This window comes from Pseudomonas sp. DC1.2 (assembly GCF_034351645.1).
Lineage (GTDB): Bacteria > Pseudomonadota > Gammaproteobacteria > Pseudomonadales > Pseudomonadaceae > Aquipseudomonas.
Genome location: NZ_CP133782.1, coordinates 5,099,948 through 5,121,655, shown reverse-complemented (window position 1 = coordinate 5,121,655; position 21,708 = coordinate 5,099,948). Strand labels below are relative to the sequence as shown.

18 protein-coding genes are annotated in these 21,708 nt (G+C 59.7%); 7 read left to right on the top strand and 11 right to left on the bottom strand.

The annotated features are described in order from the left end of the window. Positions 1 to 49: 49 nt before the first annotated feature. The 5 genes from RHM68_RS23280 to RHM68_RS23260 all read right to left on the bottom strand — a co-directional run bounded on the left by RHM68_RS23280 (position 50) and on the right by RHM68_RS23260 (position 6,898). Positions 50 to 2,476, bottom strand: a complete 2,427-nt coding sequence (locus tag RHM68_RS23280) for a TonB-dependent siderophore receptor (RefSeq protein WP_322219304.1) — start codon at positions 2,474 to 2,476, stop codon at positions 50 to 52. A gap of 186 nt (positions 2,477 to 2,662) precedes the next feature. Then, positions 2,663 to 3,634 (bottom strand): FecR family protein, encoded by a 972-nt coding sequence (locus RHM68_RS23275; protein WP_322219303.1) that lies wholly within the window; start codon positions 3,632 to 3,634, stop codon positions 2,663 to 2,665. After that, on the bottom strand, positions 3,631 to 4,149 hold the full coding sequence (locus RHM68_RS23270) for an RNA polymerase sigma factor (protein WP_322219302.1): 519 nt from the start codon (positions 4,147 to 4,149) through the stop codon (positions 3,631 to 3,633). The genes RHM68_RS23275 and RHM68_RS23270 overlap by 4 nt, the downstream gene beginning before the upstream one ends. 110 nt (positions 4,150 to 4,259) lie before the next feature. Further along, on the bottom strand, positions 4,260 to 4,967 hold the full coding sequence (locus RHM68_RS23265; RefSeq protein WP_322219301.1) for a 3'-5' exonuclease: 708 nt from the start codon (positions 4,965 to 4,967) through the stop codon (positions 4,260 to 4,262). Further along, positions 4,964 to 6,898, bottom strand: coding sequence for a putative nucleotidyltransferase substrate binding domain-containing protein (locus tag RHM68_RS23260; RefSeq protein ID WP_322219300.1), 1,935 nt, complete (start codon positions 6,896 to 6,898; stop codon positions 4,964 to 4,966). The genes RHM68_RS23265 and RHM68_RS23260 overlap by 4 nt, the downstream gene beginning before the upstream one ends. 263 nt (positions 6,899 to 7,161) lie before the next feature. Here RHM68_RS23260 and RHM68_RS23255 point away from each other — a divergent pair, with 263 nt between their 5' ends. Beyond that, complete coding sequence (locus tag RHM68_RS23255; RefSeq protein WP_322219299.1) at positions 7,162 to 7,608, top strand: response regulator; 447 nt, start codon at positions 7,162 to 7,164, stop codon at positions 7,606 to 7,608. Positions 7,609 to 7,699: 91 nt separating this feature from the next. Here RHM68_RS23255 and RHM68_RS23250 read toward each other — a convergent pair whose 3' ends face one another. After that, a complete protein-coding gene (locus RHM68_RS23250) occupies positions 7,700 to 9,877 on the bottom strand; it encodes a malate synthase G (RefSeq protein WP_322219298.1) in 2,178 nt (725 codons plus the stop codon). 479 nt (positions 9,878 to 10,356) lie between these two features. Between RHM68_RS23250 and RHM68_RS23245 the strand changes: the two genes are divergently transcribed. Next, positions 10,357 to 10,875, top strand: coding sequence for a glycine cleavage system protein R (locus RHM68_RS23245; protein WP_322219297.1), 519 nt, complete (start codon positions 10,357 to 10,359; stop codon positions 10,873 to 10,875). Positions 10,876 to 11,090: 215 nt separating this feature from the next. Here the strand turns inward: RHM68_RS23245 and rarD are convergent, their stop codons facing one another. The 5 genes from rarD to RHM68_RS23220 form a co-directional block, all read right to left on the bottom strand. Next, positions 11,091 to 11,978 carry an EamA family transporter RarD gene (gene rarD / locus RHM68_RS23240; RefSeq protein ID WP_322219296.1) on the bottom strand — a complete coding sequence of 296 codons (888 nt, stop codon included), beginning with the start codon at positions 11,976 to 11,978 and terminating at the stop codon, positions 11,091 to 11,093. A 173-nt stretch (positions 11,979 to 12,151) separates the two neighbouring features. Next, on the bottom strand, positions 12,152 to 13,126 hold the full coding sequence (locus RHM68_RS23235; RefSeq protein ID WP_322219295.1) for a serine/threonine protein kinase: 975 nt from the start codon (positions 13,124 to 13,126) through the stop codon (positions 12,152 to 12,154). Positions 13,127 to 13,311: 185 nt separating this feature from the next. Beyond that, positions 13,312 to 15,213 carry a PhoX family phosphatase gene (locus RHM68_RS23230; protein ID WP_322219294.1) on the bottom strand — a complete coding sequence of 634 codons (1,902 nt, stop codon included), beginning with the start codon at positions 15,211 to 15,213 and terminating at the stop codon, positions 13,312 to 13,314. A gap of 58 nt (positions 15,214 to 15,271) precedes the next feature. Continuing rightward, the gene (locus tag RHM68_RS23225; protein WP_322219293.1) at positions 15,272 to 16,036 is read right to left on the bottom strand and encodes a TOBE domain-containing protein; all 765 of its coding nucleotides are present in this window, start codon (positions 16,034 to 16,036) and stop codon (positions 15,272 to 15,274) included. 182 nt (positions 16,037 to 16,218) lie between these two features. Next, on the bottom strand, positions 16,219 to 16,959 hold the full coding sequence (locus RHM68_RS23220; protein WP_322219292.1) for a ComF family protein: 741 nt from the start codon (positions 16,957 to 16,959) through the stop codon (positions 16,219 to 16,221). A gap of 90 nt (positions 16,960 to 17,049) precedes the next feature. Between RHM68_RS23220 and bioB the strand changes: the two genes are divergently transcribed. The 5 genes from bioB to bioD all read left to right on the top strand — a co-directional run bounded on the left by bioB (position 17,050) and on the right by bioD (position 21,658). Further along, positions 17,050 to 18,105: a biotin synthase BioB gene (bioB, locus tag RHM68_RS23215; RefSeq protein WP_149416497.1), complete on the top strand. Its 1,056-nt coding sequence runs from the start codon at positions 17,050 to 17,052 to the stop codon at positions 18,103 to 18,105. Between the two features lie 168 nt (positions 18,106 to 18,273). Next, complete coding sequence (gene bioF, locus RHM68_RS23210) at positions 18,274 to 19,452, top strand: 8-amino-7-oxononanoate synthase (protein ID WP_322219291.1); 1,179 nt, start codon at positions 18,274 to 18,276, stop codon at positions 19,450 to 19,452. After that, positions 19,445 to 20,176, top strand: a complete 732-nt coding sequence (locus tag RHM68_RS23205; protein WP_322219290.1) for an alpha/beta fold hydrolase — start codon at positions 19,445 to 19,447, stop codon at positions 20,174 to 20,176. Before bioF ends, RHM68_RS23205 begins: the two co-directional genes overlap by 8 nt. Next, complete coding sequence (bioC, locus tag RHM68_RS23200) at positions 20,169 to 20,981, top strand: malonyl-ACP O-methyltransferase BioC (protein WP_322219289.1); 813 nt, start codon at positions 20,169 to 20,171, stop codon at positions 20,979 to 20,981. The genes RHM68_RS23205 and bioC overlap by 8 nt, the downstream gene beginning before the upstream one ends. Beyond that, positions 20,978 to 21,658: a dethiobiotin synthase gene (gene bioD, locus RHM68_RS23195; protein ID WP_322219288.1), complete on the top strand. Its 681-nt coding sequence runs from the start codon at positions 20,978 to 20,980 to the stop codon at positions 21,656 to 21,658. The genes bioC and bioD overlap by 4 nt, the downstream gene beginning before the upstream one ends. The last annotated feature ends 50 nt before the right edge of the window (positions 21,659 to 21,708 follow it).

Genomic DNA, 21,708 nt, shown 5'->3' with positions numbered 1-21,708 from the left:
GCCGTCCTCGGGAGGACGGCCGGGTCGCGGTGCGTTTTAGCTCAAACCATTACCACTTGTACGTCGCACTGGCGACGACGCTACGTTGGTCGCCGTAGTAGCAATAGAAACTGTCACACGTGGAGAGGTAATCCTTGTCAAACAGGTTGGTGGCATTCACCGCCACGGACGCTCCCTTGAGGCTGTTGTCCAGACGCCCGAGGTCGTAATGTACCGACGCGTCAAACAGGGTGTAGGCATCTGCCTTGCCCAGCCAGGTGTTGCCCTGATCGCCATAGGTGTTGCCGGTGTAGCGAACGCCGGCGCCGACGCCGAAGCCGTCCAGCATGCCGGCGTGCCAGGTGTAATCGGTCCACAGCGAGGCTTGCTGGTTGGGCATCAGTTGCAGACGATTGCCTTTGTAGTCGCCCTTCTGCACCTCGGACTTGGCCAACGTGTAGGCCGCGATGATTTTCAGGTTGTCGGTGACGTCGGAAACGGCTTCCAGCTCTAGGCCTTTGACCTTCACTTCGCCAGTCTGGCTGGTGACCGGGATATCGGCCACGGTGGTGGTGACCAACACGTTTTTCTGGGTCAGGTCATACACCGCCGCGCTGAGTAGGGTCTTGCTGCCTGGCGGCTGGTACTTGATGCCCAGTTCCCATTGTTTGCCTTCGGTGGGATTGAACGATTCGGTCGGCGAGGCGCTGGCGTTCATGGCCGGCTGGAACGACTCGGCGTAGGACAGATAAGGCACAAAGCCCGAGTCGAACACGTAGCTGATCGCCGCGTTAGCGCTGAAGTTTTTGTTGCGCTCGGTGTTGGTCGCGTCGGCTTTGTTGAAGTAGGTCGTTGCAGAGTGTACCCAGTCTTCACGACCTCCCAGGGTCAGGCGCCATTGGTCGAGGGCCATCTGGTCCTGAATGTACACACCGCTCTGATAGGTTTTTTGGTTGTAGTCGTAATACGCAGTCGACCGCGCCGGTCGCTCTATCGGCTGGCCGTAAATCGGGTTGTTAACGTTGATGCTCGGCGCGCTGCCAAAGATTGAGGTGTAGTTGGAGCCGGTGCGTTGGTGGTCGAGGCCGATCAGCAGAGTGTGCCGAAGGTCGCCGGTGGCGAAGTCGCCCTGGAAGTTATTGTCTACGGCGAATTGGCTGATGTCTTCATCGACGCTGGTGGTGGTGCGCCCGACGTTACCTTGCGCGTCGACCTGGGTGTAAGGGTACGAACCGACCGTAATGGCCTGGAAGGATAAATCGGTCTTGGTGTAACGCAGGTTTTGCTTGAACTGCCAGACATCGTTGAAACGATGCTCGAAGGCATAGCCGAGTGCGTAATACGTGCGGTCGTAGTATTCCCAGTTCGGATCGCCGAGGTTTTTGTTGTGCGCAATATCGCCGAACGGACTCTTGATTTTGGTGCCCTGCACCGGCAGGAACTGGCTGGTGATGCCGGTATCGTCGCGGGTGAATTGCGTCAGCAGGGTGAGCTGGGTGTCCTCATCGATATTCCACCTCATGCTGGGGGCGATGTTGTAGCGCGTGTTGTCGATGTGATCGATTTGGGTGCCGCTGTCGCGTAGCACGCCACTGAGGCTGTAGAGAAACTGGCCTTCGTCGTCGATTTTGCCGGTGCTGGCAAAATTGATCTGGCGATGATTGTCAGTGCCATATTGCAGCTGGACTTCGTGGCTGGACTCGGCGCTGGGACGGCGGCTGACCATGTCGAGCAAGCCGCCCGGTGGCGTCTGGCCGTAGACCGACGAGGCCGGACCGCGCAGCAGGGCGACGCGGTCCAGGTCCCAGGTCTCCACTTTCGGGTTGGCGTACACGCCCTTTGGCAGTGGCAGGCCATCAAGGAACTGTGTCGGCTCGAAACCGCGCACGCGCAGCCAGTCGGCGCGGGTGTCACTGCCGTAGCTGCTGGCGACAATGCCAGGCATGTAGCGCACGGCGTCATCGAGGTTCTGCACGCCGCGGTCCTGCATTTGTTCGCGCGTTGCCACCGAAATCGAACGCGGTGCTTCAACCAGCGACGTGTCGGTTTTGCTGCCGGCGGCGGTGCGGGTAGCCAGATAACCGTCGACTGGCCCCCAAGCGCTTTCAGCGTCCTGTACGCCGATCACGGCGGTTTCCGGCAGAGCCATCACGCCATCGGGCACGGCCACCAGGCTGTACGTCCCGGCGCTGCTCTGTTCCAGTTGCAGGCCTGTACCGCGCAATGCTTCACGCAGGGCCGAGGAGGCGTCGAACTGACCTTTTACCGGCGCCGAGGTCTTGCCTGCCGCCAATGCCGGATTCAATGACAGTGCGAGGCCGGCCTGGCTGGCGATCTGGTTCAGTGTGCTGGCCAGGGACGCCGCGGGCAGGTCGTAGGCGCGCACGCTGGACGCCTGTTCGGCGGCGATCAACGGGCTGCTGGTCAGAGGGGCGCAGAGGACGATCGCGACCGCCAGTAAGCTGGGGCGCAACAGGGTGTCAAGCGAGCGGGACATACGACGGCTCCTGAATGGAAATATTTCTCAATTGCCTAGGTGCCGGACGAGAATGCAAAAGTGATAGGGCGGGATGAGATTAATATCGATTCAGCAACAAGCAGGAACAGATTGTCGGTTGTTCGATCTGGCGGATGGCCTCTTCGCGGACCGGTCCACAGGTGGGTGTGTTTGCCCTGTAAGGGGCTAGGGTTTTACGTCAGCCTTGGCTACCGTTACCCACCACGGTGTGTGCTGCTCGATCTGCACCGGTAGCGTCGGAAGCAGTGCGCTCAGTGCCTTGTCGGTGTCATGCAGCGGGAAGCTGCCGGTGATGCGCAAGTCGGCAATCTGCGGCGCGACGCCCAAGTGCCCGAAACGATAGCGGCCGAGTTCGCGCAGCAGATCCTCCAGCCGCACGTTGTCCACCACCAACATGCCACGCGTCCAGGCATCGGCGCTTGGGCTGAGCGCCACAATCGGCCCCAGTCCGTTGTTGCGCATCAGTACCTGCTGACCTTCGTGCAGGATCTGTTCTTGCGTGCTGGACTCGGGACGGGCCGCCACTGCCGATTGCAATACGCTGAGGCGCGTGGCTTGTTCCTCGCGCTTGACCAGGAACCGCGTGCCCAATGCCCGCAGGCGGCCTTCGCGAGTTTCGACGATAAACGGCCGAGCATCGCCGTGCCCGGTTTCGACGAGGATTTCGCCTTCCTGGAGGATGATCCGCCGCTGCTGGTCATCGAAACGCACATCCACCGCGCTGTGGGTGTTGAGGTTGATCTGCGTGCCATCGGACAGGTGCAAGGTGCGTTGTTCGCCGGTGGCGGTGCGTTGGTCTGCGAGCCAGTAATCGATCGGCAGATAGCGCTCACCGGCGAACAGCGTCAGGCCGATCACCGCCACGACGCTGGCCAGGCCACTGCCAAGCGTGCGCACGCGGCGGCGCAGACTTGCTCGCGATTGCAGCAACGCCGTGCGCGCCGGACCACTGGCGACGCTGAAACGCTGATCGAGCATGCCTAACTGGCGCCACGCTCGAGCGTGTTCTTCGTGGGCGCCGTGCCATTTGGCGAACTCTTCGCGTTCGACCGGGTTTGCGCAGTCCAACGACAATTGCCAGGCAATGGCGGCGTCAAGTACCTGCGCCGACACCGGTTTTGAACTGACCGGGGTCACACCGGTTCACCGTAGAGCGCGATGTAGCACTGACGAATGCCTTGGGCCAGATACTGACGCACGCGTGGCACCGAAACGCCGAGTTTCTCGGCGATTTCGGCGTGGCCGAGGCCGTCAAGGCGGTTATAGAGAAACGCTGCCCGGGCTTTGCTCGACAACCGGCCCAATAGGCGGTCTATCGCTTTAAGGTCCTCGAGAATCAGTTGCTGCTCTTCCACCGAGGGTTGCTCGCCTTCGGGGACTCGCATCAGTTCGGTGAGGTAGGCCTGCTCCAGCGCGGCACGGCGGAAGTAGTCGAACAGCAGGCCCTTGGCAATCGCCACCAAAAATGCTCGCGGTTCGCGTGGTGCGTGCAGTTCATCGCGCCCCAACAGTCGCACGAATGTGTCCTGGCTCAGGTCTTCGGCCCGTTGCGGACAGGCGACGTTGCGCCGCAACCAAGCCAGCAGCCAGCCACGGTGGTCGCGATACAACGCACCAACGAGCACATTTTGAGGGCTTGGGACTGACGACACAGCGCATTACCGATTGGGAAACGTTAACTAACGAGAATAGTTCGCGATTCTGGCAGAGGCGGGAGAGGTAAGCAATTGACGCTGGTCGGGTGGCTTTTGTGCGGGGGGGGCTAGAAGGAAGGCGCCTGCTGTCGGCGTTTCCACTGGTTCAACCGCTGTTGCAGGTTCAAGGGGCTATGAATCTGTTGCTGGCGCGCTCGACTGAACAGAATCAGTGCCAGCTCCGCAGTCGCCAACGCGTCGGCACTGGCGTTGTGACGTTCGAACACCTGCAGCTTGAACCAGTTGATCCACTCATCAAGCCCGGCCTCGCGGATGTTCGCCTGCGGGCACAGCAGCGGGGCGATGTCTGCTACATCCAGAAACGTATGTTGCAGCTTGTAGCCCAGATGATCTTTGAGCGCGCGCCCGAGCATGTGCTGATCGAACGGAGCATGAAACGCCAGCAGCGGGCTGTCGCCCACGAACTCCATGAATTGCAGCAAGGCCTGGGCCGGATCGCTGCCGGCAGCAATTGCACTGGGGCCAAGACCGTGAATCAACACGCTGGGGGCTAGCTTCATGTCGGCACATTGCAAGGTGCGTTCAAACTGCTGGCTGAAATCAATGGCGCCGTCCTCGATCACCACCGCGCCGATGGATAACACACGGTCCTTGTTCAGATTCAGCCCGGTGGTTTCCAGGTCGAGCACCACCCAACGTTGCTCTCGCAGGCTGCATTCACTTAGTTCGGGCATCGGCGGCAAGTGTTGCAGGCGCTGTTGCAGCTCGGCGGCCAGCAGGGGCGTTGCGGGCCGCAGCCATGAAAACAAACTCATAGCTGATACCGCAGCGTCAGGCTGCTTTGCAGGCGTTGCGCCTGGCGCAGCGATTCACGCAGGATGCGCCGGTCCAGATGATTGAGGCTATCCGGGTCCACCCGGTTGGAGTAGGGCAGGTTCTCGCGGATTTGCAGTTGATGTTGCTGCATGCGTGTTTGCTGGATGAAGTGATACGCCTCTTCATACGCCGCGCCGTCCAGGCGCTCGATGACCTCTTTGGCCACCAGTTGCCGGAAGCGTTCCTGGGTGTTGTTGGTCGCGATGCCGTGGGCCAGTGCCAGCAGGCGTGCGCCGTCGACAAACGGGGTGAGGCCTTGCACCTTCAGGTCGAGGGTGGCCTTTTCACCGTTTTTACGGGCTAGAACAAACTCGCGAAAGCGTCCTACAGGCGGTCGGTTACGCAAGGCGTTTTCGGCCATCATGCGCTGGAACAGTCGATTGTCGCCGACCTGATCGAGAATGCCCCGGCGCAGTTGCTCGCAGCCTTGTTCGTCGCCCCAGACTACCCGCAGGTCGAAATAGATGCTTGAACTCAACAGGTTCTCCGGCGTCGCCTCGCGGATAAACGCCGCAAACCGCCGTGCCCACTCGATCCGGGACAAACACAGCTCGGGGTTGCCGGCCATGATGTTGCCTTTGCACAAGGTAAAGCCGCAGAGCGCCAGGCTCTGATTGATCTGCTGGGCAATGGGCAACAGCTTGCCGCGAATCTCGGCGGCATGGGCGGCGTCCCGGGCCTCGAACAAAATGCCGTTGTCCTGATCGGTGTGCAGTGTCTGCTCGCGGCGACCCTCGCTGCCAAAACATAGCCAACTGAATGGCACGCCAGGGTCGCCTTTTTCGGCCAGGGTCAGTTCGATGACGCGGCACACCGTGTGATCGTTAAGCAACGTAATGATGTGAGTAATCTGGGTTGAGGACGCGCCGTGGGCGAGCATGCGTTCCACCAGCTGGCTGATCTCGCCGCGAATCGCCACCAGGTTCTCGACCTTCTGGGCGCTGCGAATAGTGCGCGCCAGATGCACCAGATCGACTCGCTGCAGGGAAAACAGATCGCGCTCGGACACCACGCCACACAGGCGCTGATCTTTTACCAGACAGACGTGGGCGATGTGTCGCTCGGTCATGGCAATGGCGGCGTCGAAGGCGCTGTGATCGGGGGTCAGGAAAAACGGCGCCTGGGTCATGTGCCGTGCGATGGCTTCATTGAAGTCGCTGGTGCCGTTGGCCACCACTTGGCGCAGATCGCGCAGGGTGAAAATCCCCAAGGGGGCTTTTTGCTCGTCGACGATGACAATGCTGCCGACCTGCTGCTCATGCATCAAGGTCACGGCTTCACGCAAGGGCGTGGCCGGGCTACACGTCACCGGATGACGCATGGCCAGTTCGCCGAGCCGAGTGTTCAACGAGTATTGAGTGCCAAGGGTTTCCACGGCTTTTTGCTGGACCTGCTGGTTGACCTGATCCAGCAGGCTGCTAACCCCACGCAAGGCAAAGTCGCGAAACGAGTTGGAGAGGGCGAACAATTTGATGAACGCCAGTTTGTTCAATTGCAGGCAAAAGGTGTCTTCAGCCGCCAGATGCTCGGTTCGGGTCGCTCGTTCGCCCAGCAATGCGGCTAAGGGAAAGCATTCCCCTGTGGTTATTTCGAAGGTGGTTTCAGTGCCGCCCTTTGCCGTGTGCGGGCGCTCGCCGACGACTCGGCCCTGTTTGACGATGTAGAAATGCTCGACCGGGCCATCGGCGGGTTTGATGATGCTCTCGCCGGGACCGTAGAATCGCAGCTGGCATTGCTCGACCAGGTAGGCCAAATGAGCATGTTCCATCTGATTGAAGGGCGGGAAGCGCTGAAGGAACTGCAAAGTGCCCTGGATGTTCTGCAACACCGCGGTTTTCCCTGCCTGGGTGAAGGCGTCCGCTTTACTCATCACTTATTACCGCAGTCTTTTTCGAATTGTTGTTGTCGGATGGTTGCAGCTATGGTCGGCCCCCGAGCGCGGGGTGCCCATTGGACGTAAGTCTAGGTATTCGCTGCACGTACAGTGATGTCGGTCAGCCCTGACACAGGTTGTGTACAAAAAACGCACATATTTTCGCTATGAAAATTATCCGACGAAGTGCACATTAAAGCTCTGCTTAGCAATGTCTGACCATTGTGCTAGGGGATTGAACTGGAAATGTAGAGAGAACCATGTCCGACCACGATATTTTAAGTGACGCTGAGCGCGAGGCGCTGAGTGCCATCATGCAGGAGCCTGACTTGCCACCGCAGCGCGTTTTGATCGTCGATGACGATAAAGATGCTCGCGAGTTGCTATCTGAGATTCTTGCCATGGACGGCGTGCGCTCCATGACTGCTGCCAGTGGCGAAACGGCACTCAAACTGTTGGACACAACACCTTCGATTGGCCTAGTGATCACCGACCTGCGCATGGGGCATGTCGATGGTCTGGAGCTGATTCGTCAGGTTCGGGAGTCGGTACGGGCAGCATTGCCGATCATCATCGTCTCCGGTGACGCCGACGTGAAAGATGCGATTGCTGCGATGCATTTGAGTGTGGTGGACTTTCTGTTAAAGCCGATCAACACCGACAAGTTGCTGGAACTGGTCAAGCATGAACTGGGAATGGAGCCTTAGCGGTGATTGCCCCCATGTTTTGCGTGGATCGCAAATGAAAAAGCCCTGACCGAAAGATCAGGGCTTTTTCATGTTCGGTGTCAACGCTTGGTTACAGGCCGTTGGCAGCCTTGAACTCGCGACGACGACGGTGCAGAACCGGCTCGGTATAGCCGTTCGGCTGCCGCGTGCCTTTGATCACTAATTCGACTGCCGCCTGAAAGGCGATGTTGTTGTCGAAGTTCGGTGCCAGCGGACGGTAGAGCGGGTCGTTGGCGTTCTGACGGTCAACCACCGGTGCCATGCGCTTGAGACTTTCCATCACTTGAGCTTCAGTGACGATGCCATGACGCAGCCAGTTGGCGATGTGCTGGCTGGAAATACGCAGCGTTGCACGGTCTTCCATCAGGCCAATGTCGTTGATGTCCGGCACTTTCGAGCAACCCACGCCCTGATCGATCCAACGCACCACGTAGCCGAGAATACCCTGGGCATTGTTGTCCAGTTCGTTCTTGATCTGTTCTGGTGTCCAGTTCGGGTTCACGGCCAACGGTATGGTCAGGATGTCGTCCACCGATGCGCGAGGACGTTTGGCCAGTTCGACCTGACGGGCAAACACATCAACCTTGTGATAGTGCAGTGCATGCAGCGCGGCAGCGGTAGGCGATGGGACCCAAGCGGTGTTGGCGCCGGCCATCGGGTGCGCGATTTTCTGTTCGAGCATCGCCGCCATCAGATCCGGCATCGCCCACATGCCTTTACCGATCTGCGCACGGCCTTGCAGGCCGGTGCTCAAACCGATATCGACGTTCCAGTTTTCGTAGGCGCCGATCCATTTCTCAGCCTTCATGTCCGCTTTGCGAACCATTGGCCCGGCTTCCATGGACGTGTGGATTTCGTCGCCGGTGCGGTCGAGGAAGCCGGTGTTGATGAACACCACGCGCTCGCTGGCAGCCTTGATACAGGCCTTGAGGTTGACCGTGGTCCGGCGCTCCTCGTCCATGATCCCTACTTTCAGGGTGTTGCGCGGCAGCTCGAGTACGTCTTCGATGCGACCAAATAACTCGTTGGTGAACGCTGCTTCGTCTGGACCGTGCATCTTCGGCTTCACGATATAGACCGAGCCGGTACGGCTGTTCTTGCGCGAGTTATGACCGTTGAGGCTATGGATGGCGGCCAGCGAAGTCAGCAGGCCATCGAGAATGCCTTCTGGCACTTCGTTGCCGTCTTTGTCGAGGATCGCATCGATGGTCATCAGGTGCCCCACGTTGCGCACGAACAACAGTGAGCGACCGTGCAGGCTCAATTCGCTGCCATCGAGGCCGGTATAGGTGCGGTCGGTATTCATGGTGCGAGTAAAGGTCTGACCGCCCTTGGATACTTCTTCTGACAGATCGCCCTTCATCAGGCCGAGCCAGTTGCGGTAGATCAGCACTTTGTCATCGGCATCGACGGCGGCGACGGAGTCTTCACAGTCCATGATGGTGGTGAGCGCGGCTTCCATCAGGATGTCTTTGACGCCAGCGGCATCGGTCTGGCCGACCGGGGTGTTGGCATCGATCTGGATTTCGAAGTGCAGGCCGTTGTTTTTCAGCAGGATAGCGGTGGGGGCGGCGGTGTCGCCGTGAAAGCCGATAAGTTGTGCATCGTTGCGCAGGCCGCTGTTGCTGCCACCCTTGAGGCTGACAACCAGTTTGCCTTCAACGATCTTGTAGCCTGTGGAGTCGACGTGAGAGCCCGCCGCCAGGGGCGCGGCTTCGTCGAGGAAGGCCCGAGCGAAGGCGATGACCTTGTCGCCGCGAACCTTGTTGTAGCCTTTGCCTTTTTCCGCGCCGTCAGCTTCGCTAATGGCATCGGTGCCGTAGAGCGCGTCGTATAGCGAACCCCAGCGGGCGTTGGAGGCATTGAGCGCGAAGCGCGCGTTCATCGCTGGCACAACGAGTTGCGGGCCGGCCATGCGGGCGATTTCTTCATCGACGTTTTGCGTCGTTGCCTGGAAATCAGCCGCTTCTGGCAGCAGATAACCGATGTCTTGCAGGAAGGCTTTGTAGGCCACGGCGTCGTGGGGTTGACCCGCACGGGATTGGTGCCAGCCATCGATACGCGCCTGGAGATCATCGCGCTTGGCGAGTAGGGCTTTGTTCTTCGGCGCCAGGTCATGAATGACCTTGTCGGCGCCGGCCCAGAACTTATCGGCGGTGAGGCCGGTACCGGGAATGGCTTCGTTGTTCACGAAGTCGAACAGGACTTTGGCGACCTGCAGGCCACCGACTTGAACGTGTTCAGTCATTGCTTGCCTCACTCTGCTCAGCTATTTCGCTTTTCAGCTCTTCAATTTTGACAATGAAGCCTCTGGCCATTTAAACCACAAACCCGTCTACCAGTACATGCCATTGCTGGCGGCTGGGGTTGTTCCAATCAAAGGCCGGGAGCCATGCTGACGGGGTTTTCAGGGTTGCGACTGCGCCTGCGGCAGACATCGATCCAACGTTATGTAGTGCGCGCAGCGGCATACTACATGATGAATTGCGGTTGTGAAAATTAGACTAATTACGTCGTTCTGCGACCCCGTGACGCATTGCAGTCACGTCAGGGCACGGGATGTTCTCAAAAAACTAACAGATTGTTCCAGTTAAATATAAAAACTTGTACACGATTGGTGTTTTGGCAGGGGGCGGCAGCACTCCGTTCGCGGGTAAGTCTCGTTCCTTCAGCGCCGCAACATCCCTTGCCTATACTTCTCTTTCTATAACAAAAGAGGGCTTCGCCATGGACCATCTGGTACTCACCGTATTCGCCCCGGACAAGCCTGGTCAGGTCGAGCACATTGCCCAATGTATCGCTGAACACGGCGGAAATTGGCTGGAGAGCCGCATGTCGCGTATGGCTGGGCAGTTCGCTGGGATTCTTCGGGTGGGGGTGCCGGCCGAGGCCTACGATGAATTGGTCGATGCCTTACAAGCGTTGTCCGCTCAGGGGATTCGAGTGTTGATTGCTGAAAGTGGTATCGAGCAGTCCTGCACCTGGAAGCCGATCGCCATGGAGCTGGTGGGCAATGATCGGCCGGGGATCGTGCGCGACATCACTCGTTTGTTGAGCGAGCAGGGCGTGAACCTCGAGCGACTGGTGACGGAGGTGCGCCCGGCGCCGATGAGCAGTGAGCTGCTGTTCCACGCCGAAGCCATTCTGGCGGTGCCGCTGACGTTGTCGCTGGATGTGCTGCAGTCGCGCCTGGAAACGTTGGCGGATGATTTGATGGTTGAGCTGGTGCTGCGCAGCGAGCCTTGAACGGGTTATCCAGATTACGCGTGCTCCTGCCTGTGGATAACCGGTAGAGATTACTCGCCAGGCGCCGTCGGCGGCAGCTCTTCAGGATTTGATCGAAAAATCAGCCGTTTCAATAAGTTGCACACAAACGCCGGGGATCACATTGTGGATAACCTTGGGACGGTTTAATGCAGGCCACGAACGACGTGGCCTGTGGCGGGTTGTACATTTTCTGATCAGCGACGTCGGCGCAAACTCATCCAGGCATCGACGCTGTAAACCGCCAAGCCGGCCCAGATAAAGATAAACGCCACCAGCGTGCTGGAAGACAAATGCTCGCCAAACAGCAGAACGGCTTGCAGCAGTACCAGCGTCGGCGCCAGGTACTGGAGAAATCCTAAAGTGGTGTAGGGCAAATGCCGCGCTGCGGCGTTGAAACACACCAGCGGCACCAGCGTGACGGGACCGGCCGCGACCAGCCACCAGGCCTGGGAAGTGGTCCAGAATTCAGGTTGTGCGCTGGCCGCCGTCTGATTGAACAATAGCCAGGCGACGGCAATCGGCACCAGCATCCAGGTTTCCACCACCAGGCCAGGCAAGGCTTTGACCGGCGCTTGCTTACGGATCAGTCCGTAGAAACCGAAGGTCAGCGCGAGCACCAGAGAGACCCATGGCAGGCTGCCGACTTGCCATACTTGTTGCGCCACCCCGGCCGCAGCGAGCGCCACCGCCAGCCACTGCATGCGCCGTAGCCGCTCACCGAGGATTAACATCCCTAGCAGTACGTTCACCAGCGGGTTGATGTAGTAACCGAGGCTGGCTTCGAGCATGCGTCCGTTGTTCACCGACCACACGTAAGTCAGCCAGTTGGCCGCGATCAACGTGCCGCTCAGGGCCAGGATCGCCAACCGTTTGGGGTTGTCGCGCAACTCGCGCCACCAGCCCGGATGCTTCCAGACCATGAGCAACAAGGCGCCGAACAGTGCGGACCACAGCACCCGATGGATGATGATTTCTACGGCTGGGACGGAGGCAATGGCTTTGAAGTAGAGCGGGAACAGTCCCCAGATGATGTAGGCGGTAAGGCCCAAAATGTACCCGCGACGCGGGTTGGCGGCTTGCATGCAGAATCCTTGTGTAGGCAACTAACAACGTGATGATTGTAAGGAGATTTGTAGGAGTGGTCGCCGACCTTGTGGGGCAAGTCTGTTCGCGGTAGCGGTTTATCAGCCTCTAATGGGCTGGGTATGCCGCCGTCATCGCGAGCAGGCGCTTGCCCACATGGGATCTGTAATAGTCAGAAGAGTTTTAGCGGTTCTTCATTGAGCGCCGACAACTGCTCACGCAATGCCAGCACTTGATCGCCCCAGTAGCGCTCGCTGCCAAACCACGGAAAGCTGTGTGGGAACGCCGGGTCGTCCCAACGCCTCGCCAGCCAAGCGCTGTAGTGCATCAGGCGCAACGCCCGTAACGGTTCAATGAGCGCCAGTTCACGGGGGTCGAAGTCGTGGAACTCGTTATAGCCGTCCATCAATTCCGACAACTGCCCGAGGCATTCCTGACGATCACCGGCCAGCATCATCCAGATATCCTGCACCGCCGGGCCCATACGGCAGTCGTCGAGGTCGACGATGTGGAACATCTCATCGCGGCACATCATGTTGCCTGGGTGGCAATCACCGTGCATGCGGATGTTCTGGTGCGGCGTGGCCTTGTAGACCTCTTCCACACGCTTGAGCAGATCGCGGGCGACGGACTCGTAGGCTGGCAGCAGGCTTTTGGGGACGAAATTGCCCTCTAACAACGTGTTCAGCGAGTCGTGACCGAAATTCTTCACGCCCAATGCTTCACGGTGTTCGAACGGCTTGGTCGCACCGACGGCGTGCAAACGCCCGAGCAGTTGGCCCAAGCGGTACAACTGATCGAGATTGCCTGGCTCTGGCGCACGGCCACCACGGCGAGGAAACAGGGTGAAACGGAATCCGGCGTGTTCGTGCAGGCTCGCACCGTTGTGAATCATCGGTGCAACGACCGGCACGTCGCAGCCTTCGAGTTCGAAGGTGAACTGATGCTCTTCGAGAATCGCTTCGTTGGTCCAGCGCTGCGGGCGATAGAACTTGGCGATCAGCGGCTCGGAGTCTTCGATGCCGACCTGGTAGACGCGGTTCTCGTAGCTGTTGAGCGCCAAAATGCGCGCGTCGCTGAGAAAGCCGATGCTTTCGACAGCATCGAGCACGAGGTCTGGGGTGAGGGTTGCAAACGGGTGGGCCATGCTGACTCCTGCGCGCAGCAGGCTGCCGCGTCCGGCCAAGCATGGTAGCGCAGACGGGGCTTGGATAGTGGTTGAGCTTGAGATGAGTCTGCCTTGGCTGACGCTTTCGCGAGTAAGCCCGCTCCTGCACTGGCTGTGCGAACACATAACCCTGTGGGAGCGCGCTTGCCCGCGAAGAGGCCCGGTCAGGCGCCGACGATCCCGCCATCTTCACGCGTGATAGCCATCACCGAAGAGCGTGGCTTGCCATTTTGCAGATGCTCGGGGAACGTCGAACCGCCGTTTTCGCCTGGATGCTGAATCCCGACAAACAGGGTCTTCTGATCCGGCGAGAAGCTGATCCCGGTGACCTCACAGCCAATCGGACCGACCATGAACCGGCGGATTTCACCGCTGACCGGATCGGCGCAAAGCATCTGGTTATTGCCCATGCCGGCAAAGTCACCGGTATTGCTCGAATCGCCGTCAGTCAATATCCACAAGCGTCCGGCCTTGTCGAACCCCAGGCCATCAGGGCTGTTAAACATGTTCTGCGGCGTGATGTTCGATGAACCGCCCTTCGGCGTGCCAGCGTAAACGCCCGGATTACCGGCTACTACAAACAGGTCCCAGGCAAAGGTTTTAGAGCCATGATCGTCACCGTCGGTGCGCCATCGCAGGATTTGCCCGTAGACGTTTTTCTCGCGAGGGTTAGGGCCGCCGACGGGTTGGCCGTCTTCGCCGCGCTTGGCGTTGTTGGTTAGGGTGCAATACACCTGGCCGTCCGTAGGGCTGACGACGATCCATTCCGGGCGGTCCATGCGCGTGGCGCTCACGACGCTGGCGGCAAGACGCGCGTGAATCAGCACCTCGGCCTGATCGGCAAAACCGCTGCTGGCGTCGAGGCCATTTTTGCCGTGGGTCAGTTCAATCCATTGGCCCTGGCCTTTGGGGTGATCGGCGTTGCCGTCGCCCGCGTCGAAGCGCGCCACGTACAACGTGCCATGGTCCAGCAGGCCGTGGTTGGCCTTGGGGTTACGGTGGTTGATCGGGTCGCGGCTGATGAATTTGTAGATGAATTCACCGCGCTCGTCGTCGCCCATGTAGACCACGGCACGACCGTTATTGGTTTGTGCAAGGGCGGCATTTTCATGCTTGAAACGGCCCAGCGCGGTGCGCTTGACCGGGGTCGATTGCGGGTCAAAGGGATCGATTTCCACCACCCAACCGTGACGATTCAGTTCGTTGGGGTTCTTCGCCAGGTCGAAGCGTGGGTCGTGTTGATGCCAGTTAATCTCGCGGCTGGCGACCGAGGCACCGTAGCGTTTTTGCGCGGCGTCGAACGTCTGCTGGGCGTTGCTGCTGCCGAAGCAGTCAGTGAAGTTTTCCTCGCACGTCAGGTAAGTGCCCCACGGTGTTTTACCGTTGGCGCAGTTCTGGAAGGTGCCGAGGACGTTCTTGCCGTGTTGGTCGGCGCTGGTTTGAAGCAGCGCGTGGCCGGCCGCCGGACCGCTCAGGCTGATCGGCGAGTTGCCGTGGATGCGTCGGTTGTAACGCGAGCCCTGAACGAACGCCCATTGACCCCGTCGACGTTGTACTTCGATCACCGAGACGCCCTCGCAGGCTTGGGCCTTGCGCACCTCTTCGGCCGATTTCGGCAGGCCGCCGTGTGGGTAAAGGTAGCGGTAGTTGGTGTATTCGTTGTTGATCGCCATCAGCGCCCGATCGTGGTCGCCGGGAAAGGCGAACAGGCTCATGCCATCGTTGTTGTCGCCGAACTGGACTTCCTGGGCTACCGCCGTGCCGTTGCCACTGGGGTCAAACGCTGGGCCGTTCTTTTGCAGGGGTTGGCCCCAACTGATCAGCACCGATGAGGTGTAGCCGGGCGGCAGGCTGATCGCGTCGGCGGTGGCGGCAGGGATGCTGTTGAAGCCGAGGAGTTTGCCGGAACCTGCGCTGACACTGGCCGCCAGCACGCTGCGGCTCAGCAGGTTGCCACCGAGGAACATCGCTGCACCGCAAAGGGCACCGGCGCCGATGAAACCGCGACGACTGAGGCCGACCATGGTTTCGAGGTCGGTGGGTTGGTTGTCTTCTAATAGGCTCATAACAGGCTCCCTGCTGGTTTTTGCAGTCACCTTAATGAGCCTCAATGAAGCTTTTGTTTCACAGCGGTGTGCCTAGCAGGACGTTGGACGGTGCGAATTGCACGTGTACCGCTTTGTCGACGGCGAGGCCTTGGGCGCGCAGTTGCTGTGGTTCGGCCAGAGCGCAGAGTATCAGGCCGTTTGACAGGGCAATGCGCACTTCGCTGGGACCGTTTTCGGCGTCGAGAATCGCCTCAATGGTGCCCTTCAGACAATTGTTGCCAACTGTTTCTACATGATCGATATCCCACACTTCCAGCCAGCCGGCCTTGATCAGCGCGACGACTTCGGTGCCGGTTTGCAGCGCTAGGCGTAAGGTGCTGTCGTGGGTGATGTGCGCATGGATGCTCAAGCCTTCGGCCAGTTCCAGGCGGATGCGGTCATTGTGGCCCTGGGATTCAATGGTCGCGACCTTGCCGTGCAATTGGTTGCGGGCGCTGGTTCGCAGCATCAGCCGACCGAGCAGGTCCAGGTCGCTGGCCTCTTCGGCAGCCTCAAGCACCTGCGCCTGCAACGCTTGCAGCTTCTTATACAGGCGTAACACCCGTTCGCCTTCGCTGGACAATTTGGCGCCACCACCGCCCTTACCGCCGACGCTACGTTCCACCAAGGGTTTGTGCGCGAGGTTGTTCAGTTCATCGATGGCATCCCACGCTGCCTTGTAACTCAGCCCGGCGCTTTTCGCCGCACGGGTGATCGAGCCCTGTTCGGCGATGTGTTGCAGCAGGGCAATGCGCTGTGGGCGACGGACAATGTGCTGGGACAACAACGTAGGCAAGGACATGGCTGGGGGCTTTGGGTTGTGGCAATGGGACGACGTTGGGGGCTTGTGGCGTGGGAGTCAAGTCGGGCTGCAATCGCTGTCGGAGTGTGCCGGCTCGCGATGTGGCCATAGGAGTCAACATTGAAGTTGACGGTAATGACGCCTTCGCGAACAAGTTCCCCCACAAGGTTTGCGCTCTTTAGTTAAACCGTGTCACCGGGTTTTGGGGTGCGGGCCAGGCAATAGACATCGACCCGGGCCGCTCCGGCGTCCATCAGCAGGCGGGCCACTGTTTGCGCGGTGGCGCCGGTGGTCAGCACGTCATCAATCAGGGCCAGATGACGGCCCGCGACCGGCACGTCGGACTTAAGGGCGAAGGCGTTTCGCAGGTTTCGCTGGCGGGCCTGGGCGTTCAGTTCCTGTTGGGCGCTGGTGTCCTGAATCCTCAGCAACAGGTTTTCATCGCAAGGGATACTCAGGCCTTCGCTGAGCCATCGGGCGAGCATCGCAGCTTGATTGAAGCCGCGTTGGCGCAGGCGTTTTGTGGCCAATGGTACCGGGATCAGGGCGTCGGGTCGCTCCAAGTCCTCATCGAAGCGATGATGCAGGAACTGCACGAGCAGTTCGCCGAGCAGGTTGCCAAACGGCCACTTGGCGCTGTGTTTGAAGCGAGTGATCAGCGTGTCGATCGGAAAGCTGTAGGTCCAGGGCGCAATAACCCTTTCGAACGCCGGCGGCTGTCGCAGGCACTGGCCGCACGTCAGGCCCGAGTTGGGCAAGGGCAGGGCGCAGCACTGGCAATGATTACGGAGCCAGGGCAGTTCGGTTTCGCAGGCCGTGCAGATGGGCGTTGCGAAATCACAAGGCTCTGAGCACAGCAAACAGATTTGTTTGTTTTTTAACCAGATGTAGACCGGTCCTTCGTATCGTGGTTGACAGCGCATCGCTCTTCCTTAAATATGCCGAACATCCGTGTCGCGCCTGTGGGTATTCCATTCCCCAGTCGCTAGCCAAGCATAAACAAGGAAACACCCATGAGCGCCAGCACCACTGCAACTCTGCGTCATGACTGGTCTTTGGCCGAAGTCAAAGCACTCTTCGTTCAGCCATTCAACGACCTGCTGTTCCAGGCGCAGACGGTGCACCGCGCGCATTTCGACGCTAATCGGGTTCAAGTCTCGACGCTGCTGTCGATCAAAACCGGCGCCTGCCCGGAAGATTGCAAATATTGTCCGCAGTCCGGTCACTACAACACCGGCCTGGAAAAAGAAAAATTGATGGAAGTGCAGAAAGTCCTCGAAGAGGCTGCTCGTGCCAAGGCCATCGGTTCGACGCGTTTCTGCATGGGGGCGGCGTGGAAGCACCCGTCTGCCAAAGACATGCCTTACGTGCTGGAGATGGTCAAGGGCGTGAAAGCCATGGGCCTGGAAACCTGCATGACCCTCGGTCGTCTCGATCAGGACCAGACCGTCGCGCTGGCTGATGCCGGTCTGGACTACTACAACCACAACCTCGATACGTCGCCGGAGTTCTACGGCAGCATCATCACCACGCGCACCTACGGCGAGCGCCTGCAAACGTTAGCCTACGTGCGTGAGTCGGGAATGAAGATCTGCTCCGGCGGCATTCTGGGCATGGGTGAGTCTCTCGACGACCGGGCCAACTTGCTGATCCAGTTGGCCAACCTGCCGGAGCATCCGGAGTCGGTGCCGATCAACATGCTGGTCAAAGTAGCGGGTACGCCGCTGGAAAATGCCGACGACATCGACCCGTTCGATTTCATCCGCATGCTCGCTGTCGCCCGCATCCTGATGCCGCAATCCCACGTGCGCCTGTCCGCTGGCCGCGAAGCGATGAACGAGCAGATGCAGGCGCTGGCCTTCTTTGCCGGAGCTAACTCGATTTTTTACGGCGACAAGCTGCTGACCACTGCCAACCCGCAGGCTGACAAGGACATGCAGTTGTTCTCGCGCCTCGGCATCCTGCCGGAAGCCCGCGAAGAACATGCCGACGAAGTGCATCAGGCCGCCATTGAGCAGGCCCTGGTGGAGCAGAAGAGCAGCGAGCAGTTTTATAACGCGGCTGTCTGAAGCGTCCGCCGATCCTTCTGACGGAATGCGAAACCCTGTGGGAGCGAACTTGCTCGTGAAAGCGACCTTACAGTCAACGTCTATGTTGGTTGTGTGGACTTCTTCGCGAGCAAGCCCGCTCCCATAAGGTGTTGCGATCACTTCTGAATTCCGCCCAACGAGGCCCGCATGTCCTTCGATCTCGCCGCACGCCTTGCTGCCCGTCGTGCCGAAAATCTTTATCGCCAGCGCCCGTTGCTCCAGAGCCCTCAAGGCCCGGAAGTGGTAGTCGACGGTCAGCCGTTGCTGGCGTTCTGTAACAACGACTACTTGGGGCTGGCCAATCACCCGCAAGTGATCGAAGCCTGGCGCGCTGGGGCGACCCGTTGGGGCGTCGGCGGCGGAGCCTCGCATTTGGTCATCGGTCACAGCAGCCCGCATCATGCGCTGGAGGAGGCCCTGGCTGACTTGACCGGTCGCCCGCGGGCGTTGCTGTTCACTACCGGTTACATGGCCAATCTCGGCGCCGTCACGGCGCTGGTGGGGCAGGGCGATACGGTGCTTGAAGACCGGCTCAATCACGCCTCGTTGCTGGATGCTGGCCTGTTGTCCGGCGCGCGCTTCAATCGCTATTTGCACAACGATGCGGTTAGCCTGGCCAAGCGTCTTGAAAAGGCCACCGGCAACACGCTGGTGGTGACCGACGGCGTGTTCAGCATGGACGGCGATGTCGCCGATTTACCGGCCCTGGCCCGGGAAGCCAAGGCTAAAGGCGCGTGGCTGATGGTTGACGACGCGCACGGTTTTGGCCCGTTGGGCGCCAATGGCGGTGGGATTGTTGAGCATTTCGGTCTGAGTCAGGATGATGTACCGGTCTTGGTCGGCACCCTTGGCAAGGCTTTTGGCACCGCTGGCGCGTTTGTGGCCGGTAGTGAAGAGCTCATCGAAAGTCTGATTCAGTTCGCCCGTCCTTATATTTACACCACCAGTCAGCCGCCCGCGCTGGCCTGTGCGACGCTCAAAAGCCTTGAGTTGCTACGCAGCGAACATTGGCGCCGTGAGCATCTCAATACGTTGATCCGCCAGTTCCGCCAGGGTGCCGAGCAGATTGGCCTGGCATTGATGGACAGCTTTACGCCGATCCAACCGATTATGATTGGCGACGCCGGCCGCGCCGTTCACCTGTCGCAGATGTTGCGCGAGCGCGGCCTGATGGTGACCGCGATCCGACCACCGACAGTGCCTGCCGGCAGCGCACGTTTGCGTGTGACGCTGACCGCTGCCCACAGCGAGGCGCAGGTGCAGCTATTGTTAAACGCACTGGCCGATTGTTTTGCACAACTGGGACCGGAGCCAAGTCATGCGTGATCGTCTTATTCTGCTACCCGGCTGGGGGCTCGGCGTTTCACCGCTGGAGCCTTTGGCGGCTGCGCTGCGTGGGCTGGATAAACACCTGCGGGTTGAGATAGAACCGCTGCCGGAGCTGGATTCGAGCACTCTTGAGGATTGGCTCGATGAGCTCGATTCGACGTTGCCGCAGGACGTTTGGCTCGGAGGTTGGTCGCTGGGTGGCATGCTTGCTTCAGCGTTGGCGGCCCGGCGTGGTGATCGTTGCTGTGGTTTGCTGACGCTGGCCAGCAATCCATGCTTCGTAGCGTTTGCTGGCTGGACCCATGCCATGCGCGAAGAAGATTTCAACGCGTTCCTCAACGGCTGCCGTGTTGATCCCGGTGCTACCTTGAAACGTTTCAGTCTGCTGTGCGCTCAGGGCTCTACCGAACCGCGGGCTCTGGCCCGAAGCATCCTGGCGCAGGCCCCCAACACGCCGGCTTCAGCGTTGCTCAGTGGTCTGGCGCTGTTGGGCGGATTGAATACACGCCAGGCTCTGTTGGACTTTCAGGGGCCGCAGTTACATCTGTTCGCCGGGCTTGATGGGCTCGTTCCGGCAGAAGCCGCCGGTGAACTGTTCGCGTTGCTGCCAGATGTTGAAATCGGCCTGATCGAAAAGGCCTGTCACGCGTTTCTTCTGGAAGATCCCTTGGGTGTAGCAGGGGCGATCCAGGCCTTTTTGCATGAGTCCGGTGATGACTGATTTGTCCCTGCATGACCTGCCCGGCGGCTTGCCTGATAAGCGCCACGTGGCGGCATCCTTTTCCCGTGCGGCAGCGAGCTACGACAGTGTGGCCGAGTTGCAGCGCGATGTTGGCAGCCAATTGATGAGTCGTTTGCCATCGGGTTTTTCACCTGGTTGCTGGCTCGATTTGGGCTGTGGCACCGGTTATTTTAGTCGGGCGCTGGAGGCGAATTTTCCTCGGGGGCACGGACTGGCGCTGGACATCGCCGAAGGCATGCTCAATCACGCCCGGCCCTTGGGTGGTGCCTCGCATTTCATCGCCGGCGATGCTGAATGTTTGCCGATCCGGCATTCGACCTGCGACCTGATCTTCTCCAGCCTGGCGGTGCAATGGTGCGCCGACTTCAGCTCAGTGCTCAGTGAAGCGTATCGGGTACTTAAACCGGGAGGCCTCTTCGCGTTTGCTAGTCTGTGTGCAGGCACGCTGTACGAGTTGCGAGACAGTTGGCGTCACGTGGATGGCAGGGTCCACGTCAATCGTTTCCGCGAGTTCAGTGTGTATCAGCAATTGTGTGCCGCCAGTGGCTTGAAGGTGGCGAGCCTGCAAACCTGCCCTCACGTGTTGCATTACCCTGATGTGCGTAGCCTGACTCACGAATTGAAGGCTTTAGGGGCACATAATCTGAACCCCGGTCGTCCAGGTGGTTTGACTGGTCGGGCGCGGATCCTCGGTTTGATTGAGGCTTATGAGCAGTTTCGTCAGGCACAGGGACTGCCGGCGACTTATCAAGTGGTTTACGCCGTGTTGGAGAAACCCTTATGAGCGCAGCCTATTTCATTACTGGTACTGACACCGACGTCGGCAAGACCACTATTGCTGCCGGGTTGCTGCATGCCGCGCGCTCGGCCGGTTTGAGCACGGCTGCGGGCAAACCGGTGGCCTCTGGTTGCGAGGTGACCGCCAAAGGTTTGCGCAATGCCGATGCATTGGCGTTGTTGGCGCAATGCTCGGTGCCGCTGACTTATGCACAGGTCAATCCTGTCGCGTTCGAGCCGGCGATTGCCCCCCACCTGGCGGCGCGGGAGGCCGGCGTCGCGCTGACAGTGCAATCCTTATTGGCGCCCATGCGGCAGATTCTTGATCTGAAGGCGGACTTCACCCTAATCGAAGGCGCAGGCGGTTGGCGGGTGCCATTGGCGGATCAGGACAACCTGTCGGACTTGGCAATGGCGCTGGATCTGCCGGTCATTCTGGTGGTGGGTGTGCGATTGGGGTGTATCAATCATGCGCTGCTGACGGCTGAGGCGATTGCCCGGGATGGGCTGCAATTGGCGGGCTGGGTGGCCAACATCATCGATTCAAAAACATCGAGGCTGGAGGAGAACCTCGCCACGTTGGCCGAGCGCATACCCGCGCCTTGCCTCGGTCGGGTACCTAAACTCAAGTCGGTCACTGCTGAGGCGGTGGCTGAATATCTTCAGCTGGATTTGCTGGACTAGGGTTTTAACTATGACAAGGCACTGTGCCATTAGTGTTTTTGTCGGGCGTT

Coding starts and splice junctions, on each gene's coding strand:
- RHM68_RS23280 (WP_322219304.1), bottom strand. CDS start 2,476: ATGTCCCGCTCGCTTGACACCCTGTTGCGCCCCAGCTTACTGGCGGTC.
- RHM68_RS23265 (WP_322219301.1), bottom strand. CDS start 4,967: ATGAGTTTGTTTTCATGGCTGCGGCCCGCAACGCCCCTGCTGGCCGCC.
- RHM68_RS23260 (WP_322219300.1), bottom strand. CDS start 6,898: ATGAGTAAAGCGGACGCCTTCACCCAGGCAGGGAAAACCGCGGTGTTG.
- RHM68_RS23255 (WP_322219299.1), top strand. CDS start 7,162: ATGTCCGACCACGATATTTTAAGTGACGCTGAGCGCGAGGCGCTGAGT.
- RHM68_RS23250 (WP_322219298.1), bottom strand. CDS start 9,877: ATGACTGAACACGTTCAAGTCGGTGGCCTGCAGGTCGCCAAAGTCCTG.
- RHM68_RS23245 (WP_322219297.1), top strand. CDS start 10,357: ATGGACCATCTGGTACTCACCGTATTCGCCCCGGACAAGCCTGGTCAG.
- rarD (WP_322219296.1), bottom strand. CDS start 11,978: ATGCAAGCCGCCAACCCGCGTCGCGGGTACATTTTGGGCCTTACCGCC.
- RHM68_RS23235 (WP_322219295.1), bottom strand. CDS start 13,126: ATGGCCCACCCGTTTGCAACCCTCACCCCAGACCTCGTGCTCGATGCT.
- RHM68_RS23230 (WP_322219294.1), bottom strand. CDS start 15,213: ATGAGCCTATTAGAAGACAACCAACCCACCGACCTCGAAACCATGGTC.
- RHM68_RS23225 (WP_322219293.1), bottom strand. CDS start 16,036: ATGTCCTTGCCTACGTTGTTGTCCCAGCACATTGTCCGTCGCCCACAG.
- RHM68_RS23220 (WP_322219292.1), bottom strand. CDS start 16,959: ATGCGCTGTCAACCACGATACGAAGGACCGGTCTACATCTGGTTAAAA.
- bioB (WP_149416497.1), top strand. CDS start 17,050: ATGAGCGCCAGCACCACTGCAACTCTGCGTCATGACTGGTCTTTGGCC.
- bioF (WP_322219291.1), top strand. CDS start 18,274: ATGTCCTTCGATCTCGCCGCACGCCTTGCTGCCCGTCGTGCCGAAAAT.
- RHM68_RS23205 (WP_322219290.1), top strand. CDS start 19,445: ATGCGTGATCGTCTTATTCTGCTACCCGGCTGGGGGCTCGGCGTTTCA.
- bioC (WP_322219289.1), top strand. CDS start 20,169: ATGACTGATTTGTCCCTGCATGACCTGCCCGGCGGCTTGCCTGATAAG.
- bioD (WP_322219288.1), top strand. CDS start 20,978: ATGAGCGCAGCCTATTTCATTACTGGTACTGACACCGACGTCGGCAAG.